Genomic DNA, 18,345 nt, shown 5'->3' on the forward strand with positions numbered 1-18,345 from the left:
TGAGATAGAAAAGAAAATACAGTAATTAAACTGTAACTTTATTATACGAGGAGGTGCTGTTATGGCTGAGAAACAATGTGGATTTTTTGGCGGTTGTTTTGATGAATCAATCATATTCATATTCTTAATATTAATTCTTTTGTTCTTCTGTTTCTGTAACTAGTAGTACGGCTTTTTTAAAAAATCTAACTTTATTACTGCATAGGAGGTATATATTATGATTGACAATGAAATACGTACAAATTGCTTTGACGAAGAGTGTGGCTGTGGTATGGATACTTCATTATTGTTCTTCTTTTTACTTTTAGTAATTCTTTTCTGTAACTGTGACGGTTTTTTTGGAAGAAGGTGCTAAATCTCCATATTGAATCGGGGCTTATTCCCGATTCTTTTTTCATTTATTAACTCCTAAAAAGTACCCTCTTAAATCCTTGTCTATTCAACACATAGTCCCCCTAGAAATAATAATGAACACTTTTCCACTTCCATTCATAATCTATTGTAAGAGTGCTAAATCTGAACTGAATAGGGGGTGTATTTATGGGTGGCTTATTCGGCAGAAGAGGATGCGAGGGAGAATGTGGTATGGATACTTCTCTACTATTCTTCTTTTTAATATTAGTAATTATCTTCTGTAACTGTGATTTCTTTTAATCTATAATAATTGAGTCGGGGGTTACCTCCGATTCTTTTTTATATTTATTCATAAACCCTAGCCTACTAAATCCGTAACTATATTAGGATATACTTTCCTAAATCTAGTAAAATTCTCTTCTGCCATATTCTCTGCTAGGCTATTTTTCACTGTTGCTATTCTACCACTTACTTATTGTCATAATTTGCACTTACAGCACGGTCCAAATTCATAATCTATTCCATTTATTTTCTATTAAAAAATATTATTCCTAAGACACGTTTCTCTTCTGCTTATATATTTAACTACTTTTCTAGTTGTTATAGCTTGTCCTCCTTCTCTCGATTCTTCTATATCTATCATTTCTACATTTGTTAAATCTCTTAATGCTCTAACACTTACCCCAGTACTGCCATTCTAATTATATGAAGTCTTATCATTCTTAGTTCATCTACAAAATTTATTTGACCCTCTATCTCAACTCGTTCATCTTCTTGCTTTGGGCTATGGATTTACTTCTCCTGAATATTATCTTAATCCCTAAGAGGAAGGATACTACCAATGTATTTTAATATCACTCAATAAATAGTACAGATATAGATTTTCTGACCCCACTGTTTGAATAATTTTGTCGTCTTATAAAAGCTTTAGAAATTATAAATGCAAAACTATAAAAGTTTTTCAAATAAAAAGCCTATGATCAAATTCATAGACTTACTTTAAAAAGTTTAACCGCGCTAGGTTATAATATTAATCTATAGCTTATTTCTAATTTTATCATAAAATAGTGATGGTAAAATATTTTCATATATATTCAGTTTTTTCACAAACTGCTGTATATAAATCCTCATCCTTTGATAAAATCGTGAAAATAAACTTAGTCATAAAAAAAGTACTCCTCAGTTTACTCTAGGGTCTTGTCTTAGCATCATTATTCTATCTTTCTTTGCAATTTATTTTCAAAATTAACCTTCCCATGCTCATCTTCTTCTGTACACATAGGCTTATCCGTTATATAATCTACTACTACATTTCATACTTATGTTTTTCTCAATCTATGGTATTTATTCGTTTTGTATAATAAAATAAACTTTTAAAAGAGCAACTTACTTTCAAAGATTATAAAGATGCCAAGTCCAATAAAAACAATAGGAACGATGATATGCTTATATTTTTGCAGCATTTCTTTTACTTGGGGGAAACTTGCAATTTTTTCGCTAATAAAGCACCACAATGCAATCATTACCACAAAGATGATTACAGTCATTATTAACTGTCCGAAAGTATAGCTGCGAAACAAAGGAATGTATATACCAATGTTGTCGGCTCCATTTACGATAGTAACAAGCATAACACTTAATATTTCAGGCTTAATTATCTTCCTTAGAAGATTTTTTATTTTTTCGATTTTACTAAAGTGATTTTCCTGTTCTCTTTTTCCGCACGTCTCATTGTTGTCTATATCTGTTTCAATAAAGCCATGGTTTTTGGCGTGAGGTTCTTGCATTTCTTTTTTAGAATCAAACCATACTTTTACTCCTAATATTATTGGTATGACCCCCAAAATCCCAACATATTCTTCTGATAATATGCGTAGACCAAATGCACCCAAAAGACTAAGCATAACCAATATACCAATGCCAAGATATTGTCCAATCACAATGTAGCTTTTTTTCATCTTCTCATTGACTTGTGAATATAGAATCGTCAACACAAATATATCATCAATATTAGTGCTTGCAAACGAAATAATTGATGTAATGATTGAACCAATCACGGATATTCCTCCCTTAAAATAATTTAAGCCTATACATACAAAATCGTGTATAGGCTTACTAATCCAGTTGTAATCATACTTCTTATGGTTGGTTTTACTACCTAAAGGTATGAACTGCCCACACCCTATACGTTTACAACAATTATATCACAAGTTTACGATTTTTCACTTTTTTGACAGGCTCAGCAGTGATTCATTTCCTACTAAATTTACTAGAACAAAGACTATTATAGTTCCTTCTATACAATGTATAATCCTATTTTCACTATAACACTATCCAAAAGCATTAAATCTAATAATTTACTTAATAAACTTATCTATAGCAGCATTTAATTTTTCTAATGGCTCATTATCATTATTTTCAATTGCTTCTAGAATACAGTGATTTATATAATCTTGTAAAATTAACTTTCCAGCATTATTAAATACTGCTCTAACTGCTGCTATTTGTATAGGTATTTCACTACATTCTTTTCCTTCTTCAAGCATTCTCTTTACCGCTTCTGCATGCCCAATTATTTTTGACATTCTATTAATAATCTGTTTACTATGAGGATGATTATGTTCATTCATATTTATATCACTCCTTGTATAAAATTACATTATTCTATTTTTATTTCTTTCCGTTTACTTTTCATGAAATGAATCATTAAAATAATTCTCCTGACTATTATGTCTATAGAAATTGCCAACCATACACCAACTAATCCCCAATTTAATCTTATTCCTAATAGATATACTCCCAATACCCGTACTCCCCATATTCCTACAAAAGTTGAGTACATAGGATATTTTGTATCCCCTGCTCCTTGTAGTGCAGAAGTAATTACGAGGGTTACACATAGGAATGGTTGAACTAATGCTACGATTCTAAGTACTTTAACAACTAGGTCTATTACTTCAAAATCTTTACTAAATAATCCTGCCAAAAATGGAGCAAATATATAGAAAACGGCTCCTACTACCACCATAAATCCTGTTGCAAGAAAGTAAGACATCAATCCATGCTTTTGAGCTTCATCGATTTTTTTGCACCCAGACTTTGTATGAAAAAAGACACCCATACAAGGATGTCATTAGTTTAATTTTTAAATGTTGTATTTTTCTATAATGCCTCTGCTCAATGGGAGAAAATCTTCTATTTTTTACCGTCAAATTATGGCATTATGCCATTTGTTTTATATATAGATAGATTCATATGGAAAATATACTTAAAAATATTGAGTTTTTTCTAATGTTTCAGGTATAAACATTTTTATTTATTACATGTTTTTTCTAATATCTTCTGTATCATGGCCTATGCTTTTTAGCCTTGGCTTTATACCAATAATATTTTCTTCATCATTCATTCTCTCATCCTTTACTTTCTTCTTATATACTTCTAAAAGAAAGGAGAAAATTCTCCATTTATCTTCCGATAAATTACAACCAACATGTGATGTATGTAAAAAAGAAACCTAATTATAGATTTCTTTTAAAACATAAATTACCTTTTAATCTTATTAGCTATAAATAATAATATGCAAGCTCCAACTACAGACACTATTACACTCCATAAATTTAATCCTGTAACACCAGATGCTCCTATTAATCTAAATACAACCCCTCCTATAAAAGCACCTATAATACCAACTATAATATTTGCAATAGCACCCATCTGCGAATTTTTACCCATTATCATACTTGCTATCCAACCAGATAGTGCACCTAATATTATCCATGTAAGATATCCCATAATATAAACTCCTTTACTATTTATTTTAATTATCTTGTATTTAAAATACCCTATATACAATTAAAATAAACAGTACTGTTATTTTGTCTGCTTTATCATGACTTAAATCAAACTTCTATGACAATTTAAACATTTATAAACTATATACTCTTTAGGCTCCATCTTCTCACCTCATTTTTAGTTATCATTTATATATATATCTGGTTAGATTATAAAAAATCCCACCGGGGAACTGGTGAGATTTAATGTAAATCCTTATTTAATTTTTTGACACATAATCTGGAATAAATTTCAATAATACTATATTAACACACTTATATATTCTTAATGTAAATATCTGTCCTACTAAGCCATCCCTTATATCATTTATATAATCGTTTGTTTCCTCTACTATTCTATTGAGCTTATTCTACAATTTATCTAATTTATTATAATGAGCTTCATGATTATACCCTATAATTGTAAGCTTTCTTTCTATATAAGGAAATTCATTATCAAATCCTTTTACATTGTCTTTTGTATATATAATCCGAATCTAATATCTATCTTTTTAATACTTCTATTTCACTTTCTAAATATTTAAGCTGTGATAATCTATTAAGAAGTAATATTTCTTTTACTAATGCTACTCTATAATCTCTTTTAGCTATTGCTTTAGCCTCTCCTCTTTCTTTTATAATAGTAATATCCGTATTTAGGTCATTCCCATATTTATTTAATTCTATCTTTAGATCCTGCATGTCCTCATTCCCAAAAAAGAAAAACCCAAGGCTTTTATTTTCCCTGGGCTTCTAGAGTCTCTATCTATTTGACTTGATACAAATAATATTTATCTTTATTTATTAATATTAATTTGTAGCAGAATAAGCAAATGGTAGTAACTCTTTTACAGTAATCTTTTTCAATTTATTTTCTATATTAATAATCACTTTACAGTTTGGTGCATAATCCAAAATAAATTGTCTACAATTCCCACATGGTGGTAATATCTTCTCACCATTCTCTCCCCAAACAGCAACTAAACATTCAAATTCTCTTTCTCCGTCAGTTATTGCTGAACCAATAGCTATAATTTCAGCACAAGCACCATGAAGAGAATAAACATTTACCCCTGTCGATTTATAATTACATAATTTAAAGATACTTACTTTGACAAATCTATTAGAATTTCTCTTGCGACTTTTCTTATAGTAGAATCATAATGACTCATATATCTAGTCAAAGTTGGTACATATGTAAGATTATAGGTATAACCTAAAGCATATAAAGTCTCTTCAAATAATTCAGACTCTAACCCTAATTCTTCTAATTTTTCAGCTAAATAGTCTAATTCCCTCCTTGCTAAAGATTATGCCCTAGTGTACTCTTGCACAGATACCATGTTAGGTGAAATATCCCACACCAGTATGCTAAATCCCCAAGCGAATCATTAATGCTATCTTTTGAAATCAATTCTATATTTTACTTCCCCTATTTGTCCATTTGGCTCATAAATAAATGAAATATTATCTACCTCAAAGCTCCAACTAAAATCCATAAATGATAGTTTTTTTAATACTTTTCCTATATTTTCTTTTGTAACATCCTCATACGCTAAACTAATATGAGGGACCCACGATTGTGGGCTATAATAATCACTTATATCTTCCCCTACTTGTTTTAATCTTTCCCAAATAGAATAATGGAACTTCAATAGTTGAACATCTTTAACTACGGGTATAAAAACAACTGGGGATTTTCCAGTAAACAACCCTATCCCCGTTGTTTTTACTTCAAATGGTTTTGTACATACTGCAATATCCTCAAATACATTTATTAATTTGTCCATATCGTAGCTTTCTGCGATTTGCCATGAAAAATGTGGATATGGTGTAACTCTAACTCCAGTTAATCCAATTTCTTTTTCTAGCTTATTCCATATGCTTTCAACCTCTTTATAATAAGGTTGAGGCAGCAATGATACTATACCATGCATATTTACACCTCCATAAAAATCTTACTATATGTCTTACATAATTGTATAGATAATGTTAATTAAACATCTAGATAAGCCTATAAAAAATCATTATGATAACTTAAGATTTGTCTACCTTTTGAATCATTCTTTTGTTTCTTTAGCTTTTATCACTAATACAATTCCATAAATAATTATTGCAAAAGTTATACATAGTGCAAGAAACATAGGCATCTCTGTTGCATAATCACTAGCATAAGTTTTCTATGAACCCGTTTGCATTTCAACACCTTGGATAAATTTTAAACTGTATATTTCTAGTGATAAAACTAAGCCCCCCAAGATGATGGCTAAACTACCAAGTGCTGATTTTTCCACTTTAAATCACTCCCTAAACAATTCATTAATTTCATCTTCAACTTAATATAAAGATTTTTTAATAGATATTATTTTTCTGTTATCAATTACTTGTATAGAAATTATAACATATATCATGAATTTATTTAGACTATATGGTAAATATTTTACTTTCCAATACCGCATTATTCAGTTTTCAAGGTTCAAACTTTTAATTATTAGTTCATATAAATAGCCTTAGTTACTTAAAGTATAAGATAAAAATACCGTAAAATTCTTTTCTGAATTGTACGGTATCAATAGAACTTTTAGTTTTAATAAACACGACGTTTAATATAAATTATGCGACTAAATAATAAGTGCTAGTTTTGTCCTTTCTTAATCAAATTGGACTTCCCATTTCTCATTTCGATATGCATTAAAGCACATTTCAAAGCGCATCATAATCACTATGAGTATTATTACTTCCATCTGCAAACGATCCATACACCATAATTGTATGTGGCTTATATTTATCATTAAGATATGTTATTATCTTGTCATGCATACTTATTCTCCTTTATAAATATAAACTGTCTCTATTCTAACTTTTACACTTGTCACTTAATTATAAAAATCATAGTATATTTAATACAGCTTTATCTGCATTATATTATAAGTATTTTTGCTTTTCAATACCGTATTATTTATTTTTGAAGATTCAAATTATCATATTAATTTCTAATAACTATGATTGAACAGATAGCTTTAGTTAGTTGAACACAACATAAAAATACCGTAAAGTCCATTTCTGAATAATACGGTATTGAAATGAAATATTTAGTTTTATTAATTATGAGGTTTGGCATAAACAATGTGTATTAGGATTACTAAATATTTAGTAATGCATTTGAAATTTCCTCAAGTTTTTCATCAGTTATACCAAATTTTTTCTTAAATCTTTCATCTTCCATTCTTGCAATAATTAATCTTGTAAGTAGATATTTCCTTAATAATGTTTTGTATCTTCTCAATTGATTCTTCATCATCGTTATAACCCTTAATGATAGTAACTTCAAATATAAATTTTCCCTCGTATTGTTTATTAAAGTAAACCATGTTTGAAATATATTCTACTAATGTATATCCTTCAATTAGTCTCTGGATTTTTTGAAAATCTTCTTCTGTTATTACTTTTATCTCTCCAACAACCTCATCACATTTATTAGCAATTTCTATATATTCATCTCTGCTAGTAAATATCCATTAGAAAGTAATCTTACAGATAAATCTTTGGCTTTTATAAGATCAACAATATCACCTATTTTATCATTTACTAAGAATTCTCCCTTTGAGTTAATAAATATTAATTCTGATTTTGTACTTTCTATCATGATTTCTAGTTCGATTAATGAACTATCTATTTTATCAAATGTTGGGTACCTATCTTACTTTGCGACCTTCCAATAGGACAAAATATACAGTCAAAGTTACAATATTTTTCTGGAAGAATGTTAACTTCCAGTACCCTTCTTCCATCCTCAATATAAACATCTTTATAACTAAAAACACTCATCACTTATTATCCTCAAATTACTTTATTGATACTTCTTTACTGTTAATATCAAGAATTGAAATCTTACATGTTCCACCCAAATCATCCTGTACTTTTTTTGCTAAATCTCCTAAAGCATTCTCAAACTCTTTTAATCTTCTTTCATCAATTAATTCAATGCATAAAAATGCATTCTTTGTATCTTCAGTAAGCATTGTTCTTACTGATTCACGCCAGTTCCAACATCTACAAATTGCTCCTTGGTTATCTTTATATACTATTTTCCCTTCATATAGTGGTGCATTTTCATCTGTTCCTAATGTAATAAAATTTTCATTTCCAACTGCCTTAGTCAATCTAATATTCCCAACAAATGTATCTATATCCTTACCTCCGCAAGGCAATCCATATCTTAATGAAATAGAGTTGTAAATATCAACTAGAGGATTAATGGTCCCTAAATGGTTTCCATTATGCACCCGTTTTAATAATGCCTCGATTGATGACCTTGCACCTTTCTTTGTTTTAAATTTTTAAAACCCCTCTCTCCATACCTTTATAACTTCGTTGCTGCTGAATTCTTCATTCTTTAAATATTTTAAAGCTTCCTTTTCTGAGTTATAAATCATATCTTTACATTTGTCTTCATCTTTTATAGAGTTATCTATGCCATGACAAACAACAATGCCAATCCTTACATTGGGAAATAGGTTCCAAAAGTCATCTTCAACAATAAATTTCTTCATTAAAGTATACATCCTCAAAAATAAATAATGAAAAAAGCCATAGAAATATTATTTAATATCTTCCAGGCTTTTATCCCTCCGTGTACACAGTCAACTGTGCGTTTTCTCTTGGACCTGCCAGCTATAAACTGCGGAACCCTAGAAAACTTAAATATATAATTAAATTATGATTTACAAATTTAAAATTACAAACTAATCTTAGCATAATATTAATATTAAATCAATTATATGTCTTTCTTCGCAAAATTCCACTTATTTTAATATTGCATCTTATATTACAGTATCCTAATAAAATATTTAACTTTAATATTCATAACGTCTAATAAGAATATTACTAAAATTGATATTAACTATCTATTTGCCTCTCCTGAAACATGCTCTATAATGATTTTTATTACTTTAGTTCCTTTGCTTGCCTTTTTAATATATTCTTTTCTTTCTTCAATATAATCTGGGGAATATTTATTTAGTATTTCTAAAAGAACCATATTTTTTTCATCATCATAAACTTCAATTGTCTTTCCAAATACAATTACACTCTCATACTTTGTACTAAATTCGTCAGGTAGAATGCAAGTTTGTACTACTACACAAAAAGATGCTTTAGTATTATTTAATATATTATCTAATTTATGTCCATTTACAGTACTATGAAAATATATTAAATTATTTAGGTATGAAAATAATTTAGTTAATCATTTATTAGATGCTATAAATAGAATTGACATAGCATTAGAAATAATTTCTTCCCTTATATATGATGATTACTTGAATTTTATTTCTAGTAATTACGGAGGTGAAATTCAATATATAAGAAGATCATTAAAACTAACTCAAGAGGAATTCGGAGATATTTTAGGTGTTCATAAAAAACTATTCAAATGTGAGAAAAACAACAAGCATATCCAACTAGGGAAATTTTTATAAAAATCAAGATACACAATATAATATTTTTTATCAAAAACAATAAAAAATGTCTTACGCTTCCTTTATAACATGTATGGGGTCAGCTCCACCACCACTTCCGCCGCCTCCAATACCGCCACCAAGGTCATTCATTTTTCTTGCTAAAGCTGTTGTTCCTACCTGACTAAGTAAAACAAGGCTTAAACAAAGAACCATTAATATTTTATTAACTCTGCTTATCATAAACTTATCCCCTTTAGTTTGATATTATTTATATTCTATATAAAGGTTTGATTTTCCTTTTTATTTTCATAAGTAAGTTCATACAAATTCAGTCATAATTCACAAATAAAAAAGGACCAGAAATTTAATCCTGATCTACTTTAATAATTTATCTAACCCTTTGTCTCCATAAAACCTATCTACTAGCTCCAGAATCATTATGCTAAATAAAAATAATAATATAAATCCTATAACTTTATTGCTTTTATTGATGCGGACATAATATATTCTCCAACTTTTAAATTATGTGCCCATTTTTCAGCATATTCCTTTGATACTTCTTGGGTTTCAATACTAATATCACTAAAACCAGCCTTTTTTAAGTATAATTTTAATTCTTCAACCGAAGATGCCCCAGTAACTCATCCACAATAAAGGTTCTCATCTTGTTTCATTTCCTCTGTTAATTCTCTAATAAGAACTATATCAGAAATAGCAACTCTACCGCCCTTTTTTAATACACGATAAGCCTCGTTATATACCCTTTGTTTATTGGGAGACAAATTTATAACACAGTTTGAAATAATTACATCTGCAGTATTATCTGCTACAGGAAGATTTTCAATTTCTCCTAGTCTAAAGTCTACATTTCTATATTTATATCTTTTAGATATGACTCTTGATTTATTAATCATCTCTGGAGTCATATCAATTCCAATAATATACCCCTTAACTCCAACTTTTTTTGAAGCTAAAAAACAGTCAAATCCTCCTCCACTTCCAAGGTCTATAACAGTTTCACCTTCTTTAAGATTAGCTATTAATTGGGGATTTCCACAACCTAGCCCCATATTAGCTTCCTCTGGAGCAGTTAATATTTCTTCATTAGAATATCCAATTTTACGTGATATCTCTATTGAAGATTTCTTAAGCTTAATATCTCCTCCACAGCAGCCATCCCTTTTTACATTTCCAGTGGCTATTTTACTATAACTATTACGAACAGCATTTCTAACATCTACTTTTTTAAAATCGCTCATCTTTTCGCCTCCATTAATTATTTTTACATTTACAACTGTTTTCATTTATAATCTCTCAAATTTTCACAAGTCATTCCACTATTTTTATATTCATTTAATTTTTCTATATCTTGCTTACATATATCTATTTTATTGAGTTCATTCTCTAGAAGTTCTTTTATAAATGGAAATTGTTCCAAAGTTTCTTTATTTAATTTATAATATATCCATTGAGCTTTTTTCTCATATGCCACAATCCTAAGCATATTTAACTTAGTGAGATGTCTTGAAGCGTTTGATTGTGTAATTCCTAATATATGTTCAATTTCACACACACATAATTGTCCATCTTTTAATATGTTTAATATTCTAATTCTATTTTCGTCACCTAATGCTTTCAATATTTGCACTATATCCATTTCATATCTCCTCATAATTTTATATGCTTTTATGATTATATTCGTTTATACTCATATACTATACTTAATAGTTAAAATTGTCAATAATCGATTTTATAATTCATATGAAATATTCTTATTTTCTAATACCACATTATTCAATTTTCAAAGAACAAATTTCCCTAAATAATTCGCAACATCTACAAGTTAAATAATAACTACATATTTTAATCTTTTTAACAAAAGGCTGGAATGTACTTAAAACTAATATCTTTATGGATTTTACTTCTAATTTTAATTAGTATGATCATTGCAATCACTAAGTTTATAAGGCATCTTTAAAAAATAAAAAAGACCAGAATTAATTTTCTAATCTAATAACTCTTAACGCTTCAGGAGAATTCCCTTTTCTCTATATAAATCCTTTAGCTTCTAAAGTTTTTAAATATCCATATACAGTAGGGGTTGACTTAAGCCCTAATATATCTCTTATCTCTCCAACACTAGGAGCATATTCGTTTTGTTTTATGTAATCTATTATTATATTTAATACTTGTGATTCTCTTTCAGTTAGCATATAAATTCCCCCTTTACTAGATTGTATCAGAACGTCCGTTCTGCATAAAGGAGAATTTATCAAATTATGTAGAGTTACAGTAAAAGGTCTACATACCTTGATTTGTTTGTAGGCCTTTTACTATTAATTTATTAAAATAATATAATCTATCTAATTTTATCTAAATCTAATACCATTTTATATCTATGATGCCCTTTTCCATATTCATCTTTACTCAATTCATCAATCTCAAATCCTAACTTATTCTTATATAGATGAATAGCAGATTGGTTTTCTATATCTACGGTTAAACTCATTCTCTTAAATCCCTGTCCTATAAGATTTTTACAAACGCCTATTAAAAAATGATATCCTAACCCTTGTCCCTGAAACTCTTCAACTATAGCATAATCAAACAGATAACATTTATCTATGTCTTCCCAGTCTCTCATTAAAATAGCTAGACCAATTACCTTTTTCTTATTTTCTTCTTTTAATAAAAATACATTTCCATGCCGAATTTGAGGAACTAATCCCCATTCGTCCATCCCCAAGTCTCCAAAAATGCTTACTCCAAAGGTTACCATCCGTTTCAATATATTAAGATCATAATCTTGGACCAAATATATCTTAAGATTCTTAATATCTCCATCCAGATTATCCACTACTTTTTTTGGTAATGCTCTTACTTCTTCTAGATACACCTAATCATCTCCTAATACCTTTTCTATATATAAGTATTTCCTCATAATATACAGATTAAACATTTTTTACCTTCTAAATTTCTTTAACTCTTGTAGTAGTAATCTTACCATGTACTTTACTCAATGTTTTAATTTTTAATGTTGGATTGCTAACACCAAATTCTTCTATAATGTCTTCTAGTAGTTTAAATTCTTTTCTCTTAATAACAATTTCGATTTTATATCTTTCTTCCTCATTGTTTTCACTGTAATTACTGGATTTATAGAATACTTTCAAAAAATAAAAAAGTGACTTGGAAGTAATCCTGATCAAATTTAATCTATAGTTTTTCCATCTATCTTTTGCATATCTCATACTATGAAACTCTTTAGCATCAGCAAAGACCCGTTCTATAGCCTGACTTCGTAACATATAGAGTTCTTTGCTGCCAGTAGTATGCCTTATATCCTCTATTTTTTCAATATACTCTTCCCCAACATGACGAACAACGAGTTTCACATGGTTTTTGCTTTTCGTGCATTGCTGTAAAAAAGGACAATCCTTGCATTTTTCAGGGCTGGTCTTATAAAATCTAAGTCAATCACTTTTTCGAGTTTCCTAACCAAATGTTCCTCCCGCACAAGATCTTCAAGGCAGAGCATTTCCTTCTGAAATTTATATGTTGCATTCTTTTTACTCATCATCATATATCACCTATATCATTACAGCATATTTTGTTGATTTTCGGCAGTTTCCAATAAAAACAGCACATACCTTTTTCTTATGTATGTGCTGAATATTTATGGTATAACACGCAAGCGTAGAAAAACTACATAACCAAGAAGCAAAGTCTTTAGTGGCTCTAAACGGTAGGTAAGTGTATTTTAATCCACTATCTGAAACGTAAATACAACGGGGTTTACAATATTTTCGCTAAGGGGAGACACATCAACTGACTTAATCTTCAGTTTTATTCCCAATGCTTTTTGGTATTCATACAAACGCCCACCTGCGCATCTTTCAAAATATGTTTCAATTGATGCCGGAAATCGAAACATTCCTTTTGGGGCATGCTTGTAGTATCCATGGTTACAGGCAAAAGTGACTGTGATTGTATTATCATCATTCAAAACGGCTGTTCTGCCAAAGGTATTTGTAAATAGTTCCAGCCTTTCGGCAAGGGGTTTGTCAGCGTGTTCAAGTGCGAAGGCTTTACGTTCTTTATCGTACCCAGTACCACTACAACTTCCGTTTTGCTCGTATAGTCGGAAGCGTTGCTCCTTGGTGAGCTGTTCTTCCATCGCTTTTATAAAATTTTCATCGCATTCGTCTCCCTTATATGTTTGAACAATGTGCTCAAACAAAGGCAATATATCATCAGGAATTTCGTTTTTACGCATTCGCATAATTTTCAGCATAGTTTTCATTTGCCTAGACCCTCCTCTTTAATATCCATCACAAGATAATATAAAATTTGTTTGTTACATCATAAAATTAGTATATTATACCAAACATTTCTTTTCTACAGTTTAAATATAATATTAATTTAACCAGCTTGCATATTATCCGACAAATGTTATCTACATTATAACACGATTCATACAAAAAGGCTATCGACATATGAACGTCGACAGCTTGAAATAGGATCATTAATATCCTATTCTATTATTATTCCTTTCTTCAACTCAATTGACAAAACAGCTATAGCTCTTGATGCTATATAAGCTATGTAATCCTTTTCATCTTCTGTGAATTCCATAACCCCTAAAGAACTTAAAAATCTCCTGCTATAAATAATAGGCTCTCTACCATTATTTATAGCCCTTTACATTAGATTTTACTTATATAATTTAATATTCAAATTAAAAATCCTTCTTTTTTATATTTTTAAATTAAAATATATCAGGATTGAGTTTCTGATTTAATAAGTCTCAATGCCCGAGGGAAGTTTTCTATTTCTAACTATAAGAATTTCTCTATAATAAGAATTGTAATGATAGAAGCACATATAACAGAAATTAAAGCAATAATTGTTTTATATAATTTAATTTTAGGATCATATAAATGGTCCTTTGCTAATGGACCTATATCAAAATATTTAGTTTTTCTATTTACATAGTGAGATATTAAATGATTAAAAAGTAAAGACTGTTCATTAAACCAAATCCTCTAAATGTCCTGTATCATTAATACATTTTACAGTTAGTTTATTATTTAAAATATCATACACTATCAGCTGTATTATTTCCTCCTATACTTGTGGCCACTTGTCTCCATTATAATCCATTTATATATCTTAATGTAAATATCTATCTTACTAAACTACCGTCTACATTGTTTTATTCAAGTCACTTCTATATTTATTTAATTCTATCTGCAGATCCTGCATGTCCTCCCTCCCAAAAAACAAAAACCCAAAGATTTTATTTTATTATCCCTGAGCTTCTAGAGCCTCTATCTATAATTTAATAATTACGGTATCAATAAAAATACCCCATGATTCGTTTCTAAATAATACGATATTTTAAGTAGTTATTAGTTTTTTATAATTATTGCATCTAGAAAAGATAATCTAAAGTCACCAAGCATCCCTAAAGTCAAAGTCCGTTTGACTTTATTCATTATTTCTACTTAATGCTAAAGATTGGCTTTTAGCCATGTAATTAAATTCTCTAACATACTTGTCGTAACCCTGTGGTTAACATTACTAAACTCTATTATCTGTAATTTCTCTTGATTATTTGTGTAAATAGGCCTTATTCTATCAACAAATTTTCTCTGTATTTCAATAGGTATAGATGTATCTTCTACTCCATGAAAAATTGAAATAGCTCTATCTTTTATCTTTTCTTCATGTGTCATCGGATCATACATCTCAATTTCGTCTTTATAAAGTTCACTCAGTGGCAAAACATTCATTTTTATGCATTCTTGCCACGCAAAGGCTCCATTAAATCCAGCTAGGCATTTTAAGTCGTCATGCTTAATGAAAACTCCCCCAGCTGTTATTGCCCCCATTGAACTTCCCATTACAGCTATCCGTGTTGGATCAGCGTCATGTTTTTCTATTGCATTCTTAATGAGCACATCGGATTCTTGAATACTCTTAAATATTATTTCCCATATATATTTTACGTCATATTCTATTGACTCTCTTTCACCATGGTATAATGCATCAGGTACAATTACCTGATAACCGAAACTGGCAATTGTCATTGCTTGAAATCTTATAAAATCTTTACTTGAATACAATCCATGATAATAAATAACAGTTGGTAGTACTCCAGTATATTCTTTTAGATTAAACCTTAGGTATGGGATATCATCTACTTTTTCTTCTGTAATCATCACGAATGGATTCTCTTGTCTAAATATTGACCATTCCATTTGTACCATCTCCCTTTATCTTTATTCTTGATTTGTAATTCAAAAATCAGCTTACTAAGCAATTTATTTAGTCTAACCATTGTGTTCCTATCCTGTCAGTAATACCAATCATATTAGAGTATTTTCTAACCTCTGTCGTGAATTAAATCTAATCTAACTTATTTAATAATCAAATTATACCATCTTTCTTATATTGACATAATGGAATCTTGATTTTCAATACCGTATTATTCAATTTTCAAGGTTCAATCTTCATATCTTTATTTCCAATAGTTATTTAAAAGATAAGATAAAAATACCTTAGAATTCTTTTCTGAATAATACGGTATTTTCATAAAATATTTAATTTTAGTAATCATGACATTTAATATGAAAATGACATACTAGATTTTATTGAATACTTCATTTAAAAATTTATGTGTTTCTTCATGACATAAGACCCCCATTAATTCGTCTTTATCAAAGAACCTTACTATATCAATTTCTTTATCTTCCGGCTTTAGTTCTTCTCTGTTACCCAAATATTCTACATAAAACATCACCGTTTCTTGTCTATCATACTCATGTGCTTTAGGGAATGAAAAACAAATTTTTGTCTCAAACCTATTGATAATTCTATAGTTAGTAGAGCCTGTTTCCTCTTTTAATTCTCGCAAAATTGCTGATTCTAAATCTTTGTCCAGCTCTTCTACCCCACCTTTTGGAAAGTCCCAATGTCCAATTATATCTTCATTATTATTGGAATTTTTAACTTTATGAATTAATAAGTATTCGTTCTTCTGAAATACAACTGCGCCAACTGCTTTCCTTATTTTCATTAGCATTCCCCCTTGCCCAAATGTTCCCAAGTATAAACTATTACCAATTACCTATGCGAATATTATAGCATATATCATAAACTTATTGGACATATATGATAATACTCTATTTTTCAATACCGTATTATTTAGTTTTCAATGTTCAATTGCACATAAATGATTAATTATTATTCTCAGTATCATATTTATTTTTAGTTTTACATCTAGCACATATCGTTGTCCCTTTTCCCTCTGCTTCAAGAAGTAATTTACCACATTTAATACATCTTATTTTTTTCATTTTCATTTCCTGCCTTTAGCTCACCATCTCATATAGTCTTTTCTTTACCTTTCTTGGAATAATATCCTTTACTCTATAGATGTATTTATCCTTATGCTTTTTATCTTCATGTTTCTTATATTCTTCCATAGCCAGTTTTTCATATTTCTTGGATAGTTCTATATCTCCGTTTAAGTTCCTTACTGTATTTCTATGCTATCTTATTCATAGTCAAGCTTATCTTTATTTTCCAGCTCATTTAGAATTCATATTCATTGTAATCTTATTCCTACTCTATATTATTTCCTTTATCTTTTTCTTTGTGTGCTTTCAGTAATAACACAACTATTGTTAGATATGACGTAAAAGAGGTCGTACAACTAATTAAATAAATATAATCTTAGATAAAAAGTAGAAACTGTTGTGAGGACTTCTGATAGAAACATAAAAAATATATCTGTAACTTCAGACCTTACTCTTTAAACTAGAATAAGAACTATGAGTACAAATACAAGCAACGGCCATCCCATATCTACTTTTACTAGAAATATAGAAAACCTTCTTAATAGAACAACAACTCCCGTTAGATAAGTAAATAAATTAATCCAGGGCTAAATTCCCTGGATTAATTTATTTACTCATTAAAGTTTTATTTAATTTGTTTAGTGCTCTTGTTTCGATTCTTGACACATAAGATCTAGATATACCTAGCATGGCAGCAATTTCTCTTTGTGTCTTACAACTTCCATCTATCAGACCATATCTCAACTCAATAATGACTTTCTCTCTATCCTTTAAAACCTGATTTATTGCCTTATATAATTTTTTTATTTGTAATTTTAAATCTACCTCATCTAATATTTCATCTACATCTGACCCTAAAATATCTAGTAAATTTATTTCATTGCCTTCTTTATCCATACCAATAGGTTCATGTAAAGATAACTCTACTTTAGTTTTTTTAGTCGATCTTATAGTCATTAGAATTTCATTTTCTATACATCTTGCAGCATATGTAGCTAGTCTTGTACCTTTAGCTGGATTATAAGTAGATATTGCTTTGATTAAACCTATTGTGCCAATAGAAATCAAATCTTCTGTTTCTTTTCCTGTATTACTATATTTTTTCACTATATGCGCAACTAATCTTAGGTTTCTTTCTATTAGTATATTTCTTGCATCTTCATTTCCTTCTGAATAAAGCTTTAAATACTTCTCTTCATCTTCCCTAGAAAGTGGCTTTGGAAAAGAATTAGAATTTATCATATATCCACAGAGGATTACAAACGGCCTTAATATTATACTAAAAATTAATAGAATTGCATTTTTCATATATTACACCCCCCTTTAGTCATATAT

The 18,345-nt window shown here is 29.1% G+C and carries 23 protein-coding genes, 2 pseudogenes and 1 riboswitch; of the genes and pseudogenes, 1 reads left to right on the forward strand and 24 read right to left on the reverse strand.

All coding sequences use genetic code 11. The features are described 5' to 3' along the window. Positions 1 to 217: 217 nt before the first annotated feature. Complete coding sequence (locus RDK80_RS11020) at positions 218 to 355, forward strand: hypothetical protein (RefSeq protein ID WP_201259725.1); 138 nt, start codon at positions 218 to 220, stop codon at positions 353 to 355. 1,372 nt (positions 356 to 1,727) lie between these two features. Here the strand turns inward: RDK80_RS11020 and RDK80_RS11025 are convergent. From RDK80_RS11025 to sigK, 24 genes and pseudogenes are all read right to left on the reverse strand, one after another. Next, a complete protein-coding gene (locus tag RDK80_RS11025) occupies positions 1,728 to 2,411 on the reverse strand; it encodes a cadmium resistance transporter (RefSeq protein ID WP_201259724.1) in 684 nt (227 codons plus the stop codon). A gap of 300 nt (positions 2,412 to 2,711) precedes the next feature. Beyond that, a complete protein-coding gene (locus tag RDK80_RS11030; protein WP_094900236.1) occupies positions 2,712 to 2,984 on the reverse strand; it encodes a metal-sensing transcriptional repressor in 273 nt (90 codons plus the stop codon). A gap of 29 nt (positions 2,985 to 3,013) precedes the next feature. Next, positions 3,014 to 3,475: an MATE family efflux transporter gene (locus tag RDK80_RS11035; protein ID WP_094900235.1), complete on the reverse strand. Its 462-nt coding sequence runs from the start codon at positions 3,473 to 3,475 to the stop codon at positions 3,014 to 3,016. 422 nt (positions 3,476 to 3,897) lie between these two features. Next, positions 3,898 to 4,146, reverse strand: a complete 249-nt coding sequence (locus tag RDK80_RS11040; protein ID WP_094900234.1) for a GlsB/YeaQ/YmgE family stress response membrane protein — start codon at positions 4,144 to 4,146, stop codon at positions 3,898 to 3,900. Between the two features lie 542 nt (positions 4,147 to 4,688). Then, the gene (locus RDK80_RS11045) at positions 4,689 to 4,886 is read right to left on the reverse strand and encodes a hypothetical protein (RefSeq protein WP_094900233.1); all 198 of its coding nucleotides are present in this window, start codon (positions 4,884 to 4,886) and stop codon (positions 4,689 to 4,691) included. A 108-nt stretch (positions 4,887 to 4,994) separates the two neighbouring features. Next, positions 4,995 to 5,288 (reverse strand): hypothetical protein, encoded by a 294-nt coding sequence (locus tag RDK80_RS20115; protein ID WP_374041670.1) that lies wholly within the window; start codon positions 5,286 to 5,288, stop codon positions 4,995 to 4,997. 293 nt (positions 5,289 to 5,581) lie between these two features. Then, a complete protein-coding gene (locus RDK80_RS11050; RefSeq protein WP_094900232.1) occupies positions 5,582 to 6,121 on the reverse strand; it encodes a 2'-5' RNA ligase family protein in 540 nt (179 codons plus the stop codon). Positions 6,122 to 6,887: 766 nt separating this feature from the next. Further along, entirely contained in the window at positions 6,888 to 7,004 is a 117-nt protein-coding gene (locus RDK80_RS11055) for a nucleotidyltransferase domain-containing protein (protein ID WP_235601256.1), read from the reverse strand. Positions 7,005 to 7,326: 322 nt separating this feature from the next. Beyond that, positions 7,327 to 7,485 (reverse strand): hypothetical protein, encoded by a 159-nt coding sequence (locus RDK80_RS11060; RefSeq protein ID WP_201259723.1) that lies wholly within the window; start codon positions 7,483 to 7,485, stop codon positions 7,327 to 7,329. Between the two features lie 186 nt (positions 7,486 to 7,671). Continuing rightward, a complete protein-coding gene (locus RDK80_RS11065; RefSeq protein ID WP_158220045.1) occupies positions 7,672 to 7,830 on the reverse strand; it encodes a hypothetical protein in 159 nt (52 codons plus the stop codon). A gap of 199 nt (positions 7,831 to 8,029) precedes the next feature. Continuing rightward, positions 8,030 to 8,497, reverse strand: a pseudogene (locus tag RDK80_RS11070) (B3/4 domain-containing protein); the annotation flags it as partial. A 27-nt stretch (positions 8,498 to 8,524) separates the two neighbouring features. Further along, positions 8,525 to 8,737 carry a hypothetical protein gene (locus RDK80_RS11075; RefSeq protein ID WP_201259721.1) on the reverse strand — a complete coding sequence of 71 codons (213 nt, stop codon included), beginning with the start codon at positions 8,735 to 8,737 and terminating at the stop codon, positions 8,525 to 8,527. Positions 8,738 to 8,794: 57 nt separating this feature from the next. Next, positions 8,795 to 8,890: riboswitch (guanidine-I (ykkC/yxkD leader) on the reverse strand. A gap of 197 nt (positions 8,891 to 9,087) precedes the next feature. Further along, positions 9,088 to 9,402, reverse strand: a pseudogene (locus tag RDK80_RS11080) (pyridoxamine 5'-phosphate oxidase family protein); the annotation flags it as partial. Between the two features lie 313 nt (positions 9,403 to 9,715). Then, entirely contained in the window at positions 9,716 to 9,886 is a 171-nt protein-coding gene (locus RDK80_RS11085) for a hypothetical protein (RefSeq protein ID WP_308524319.1), read from the reverse strand. 227 nt (positions 9,887 to 10,113) lie between these two features. After that, positions 10,114 to 10,905 (reverse strand): arsenite methyltransferase, encoded by a 792-nt coding sequence (gene arsM / locus RDK80_RS11090; RefSeq protein WP_369819372.1) that lies wholly within the window; start codon positions 10,903 to 10,905, stop codon positions 10,114 to 10,116. A 41-nt stretch (positions 10,906 to 10,946) separates the two neighbouring features. Beyond that, the gene (locus RDK80_RS11095; protein ID WP_094900229.1) at positions 10,947 to 11,303 is read right to left on the reverse strand and encodes a metalloregulator ArsR/SmtB family transcription factor; all 357 of its coding nucleotides are present in this window, start codon (positions 11,301 to 11,303) and stop codon (positions 10,947 to 10,949) included. A 391-nt stretch (positions 11,304 to 11,694) separates the two neighbouring features. Then, positions 11,695 to 11,859, reverse strand: coding sequence for a hypothetical protein (locus RDK80_RS11100; protein WP_094900228.1), 165 nt, complete (start codon positions 11,857 to 11,859; stop codon positions 11,695 to 11,697). A gap of 146 nt (positions 11,860 to 12,005) precedes the next feature. Then, entirely contained in the window at positions 12,006 to 12,542 is a 537-nt protein-coding gene (locus tag RDK80_RS11105; RefSeq protein ID WP_094900227.1) for a GNAT family N-acetyltransferase, read from the reverse strand. 73 nt (positions 12,543 to 12,615) lie between these two features. Further along, positions 12,616 to 13,041, reverse strand: a complete 426-nt coding sequence (locus RDK80_RS11110; protein WP_308524320.1) for a hypothetical protein — start codon at positions 13,039 to 13,041, stop codon at positions 12,616 to 12,618. Then, positions 13,038 to 13,223, reverse strand: a complete 186-nt coding sequence (locus RDK80_RS11115) for a hypothetical protein (protein WP_308524321.1) — start codon at positions 13,221 to 13,223, stop codon at positions 13,038 to 13,040. The genes RDK80_RS11110 and RDK80_RS11115 overlap by 4 nt, the downstream gene beginning before the upstream one ends. Before the next feature lie 183 nt (positions 13,224 to 13,406). Next, a complete protein-coding gene (locus tag RDK80_RS11120; RefSeq protein ID WP_308524322.1) occupies positions 13,407 to 13,949 on the reverse strand; it encodes a hypothetical protein in 543 nt (180 codons plus the stop codon). Positions 13,950 to 15,159: 1,210 nt separating this feature from the next. After that, a complete protein-coding gene (locus RDK80_RS11125) occupies positions 15,160 to 15,909 on the reverse strand; it encodes a dienelactone hydrolase family protein (protein WP_308524323.1) in 750 nt (249 codons plus the stop codon). Positions 15,910 to 16,292: 383 nt separating this feature from the next. Continuing rightward, positions 16,293 to 16,727, reverse strand: a complete 435-nt coding sequence (locus RDK80_RS11130; RefSeq protein ID WP_308524324.1) for an NUDIX hydrolase — start codon at positions 16,725 to 16,727, stop codon at positions 16,293 to 16,295. Between the two features lie 889 nt (positions 16,728 to 17,616). After that, complete coding sequence (sigK, locus tag RDK80_RS11135) at positions 17,617 to 18,318, reverse strand: RNA polymerase sporulation sigma factor SigK (RefSeq protein WP_094900220.1); 702 nt, start codon at positions 18,316 to 18,318, stop codon at positions 17,617 to 17,619. Positions 18,319 to 18,345 lie beyond the last annotated feature (27 nt).

The sequence above is a fragment of the uncultured Tissierella sp. genome (assembly GCF_902479755.1).
GTDB lineage: Bacteria > Bacillota > Clostridia > Tissierellales > Tissierellaceae > Tissierella > Tissierella carlieri.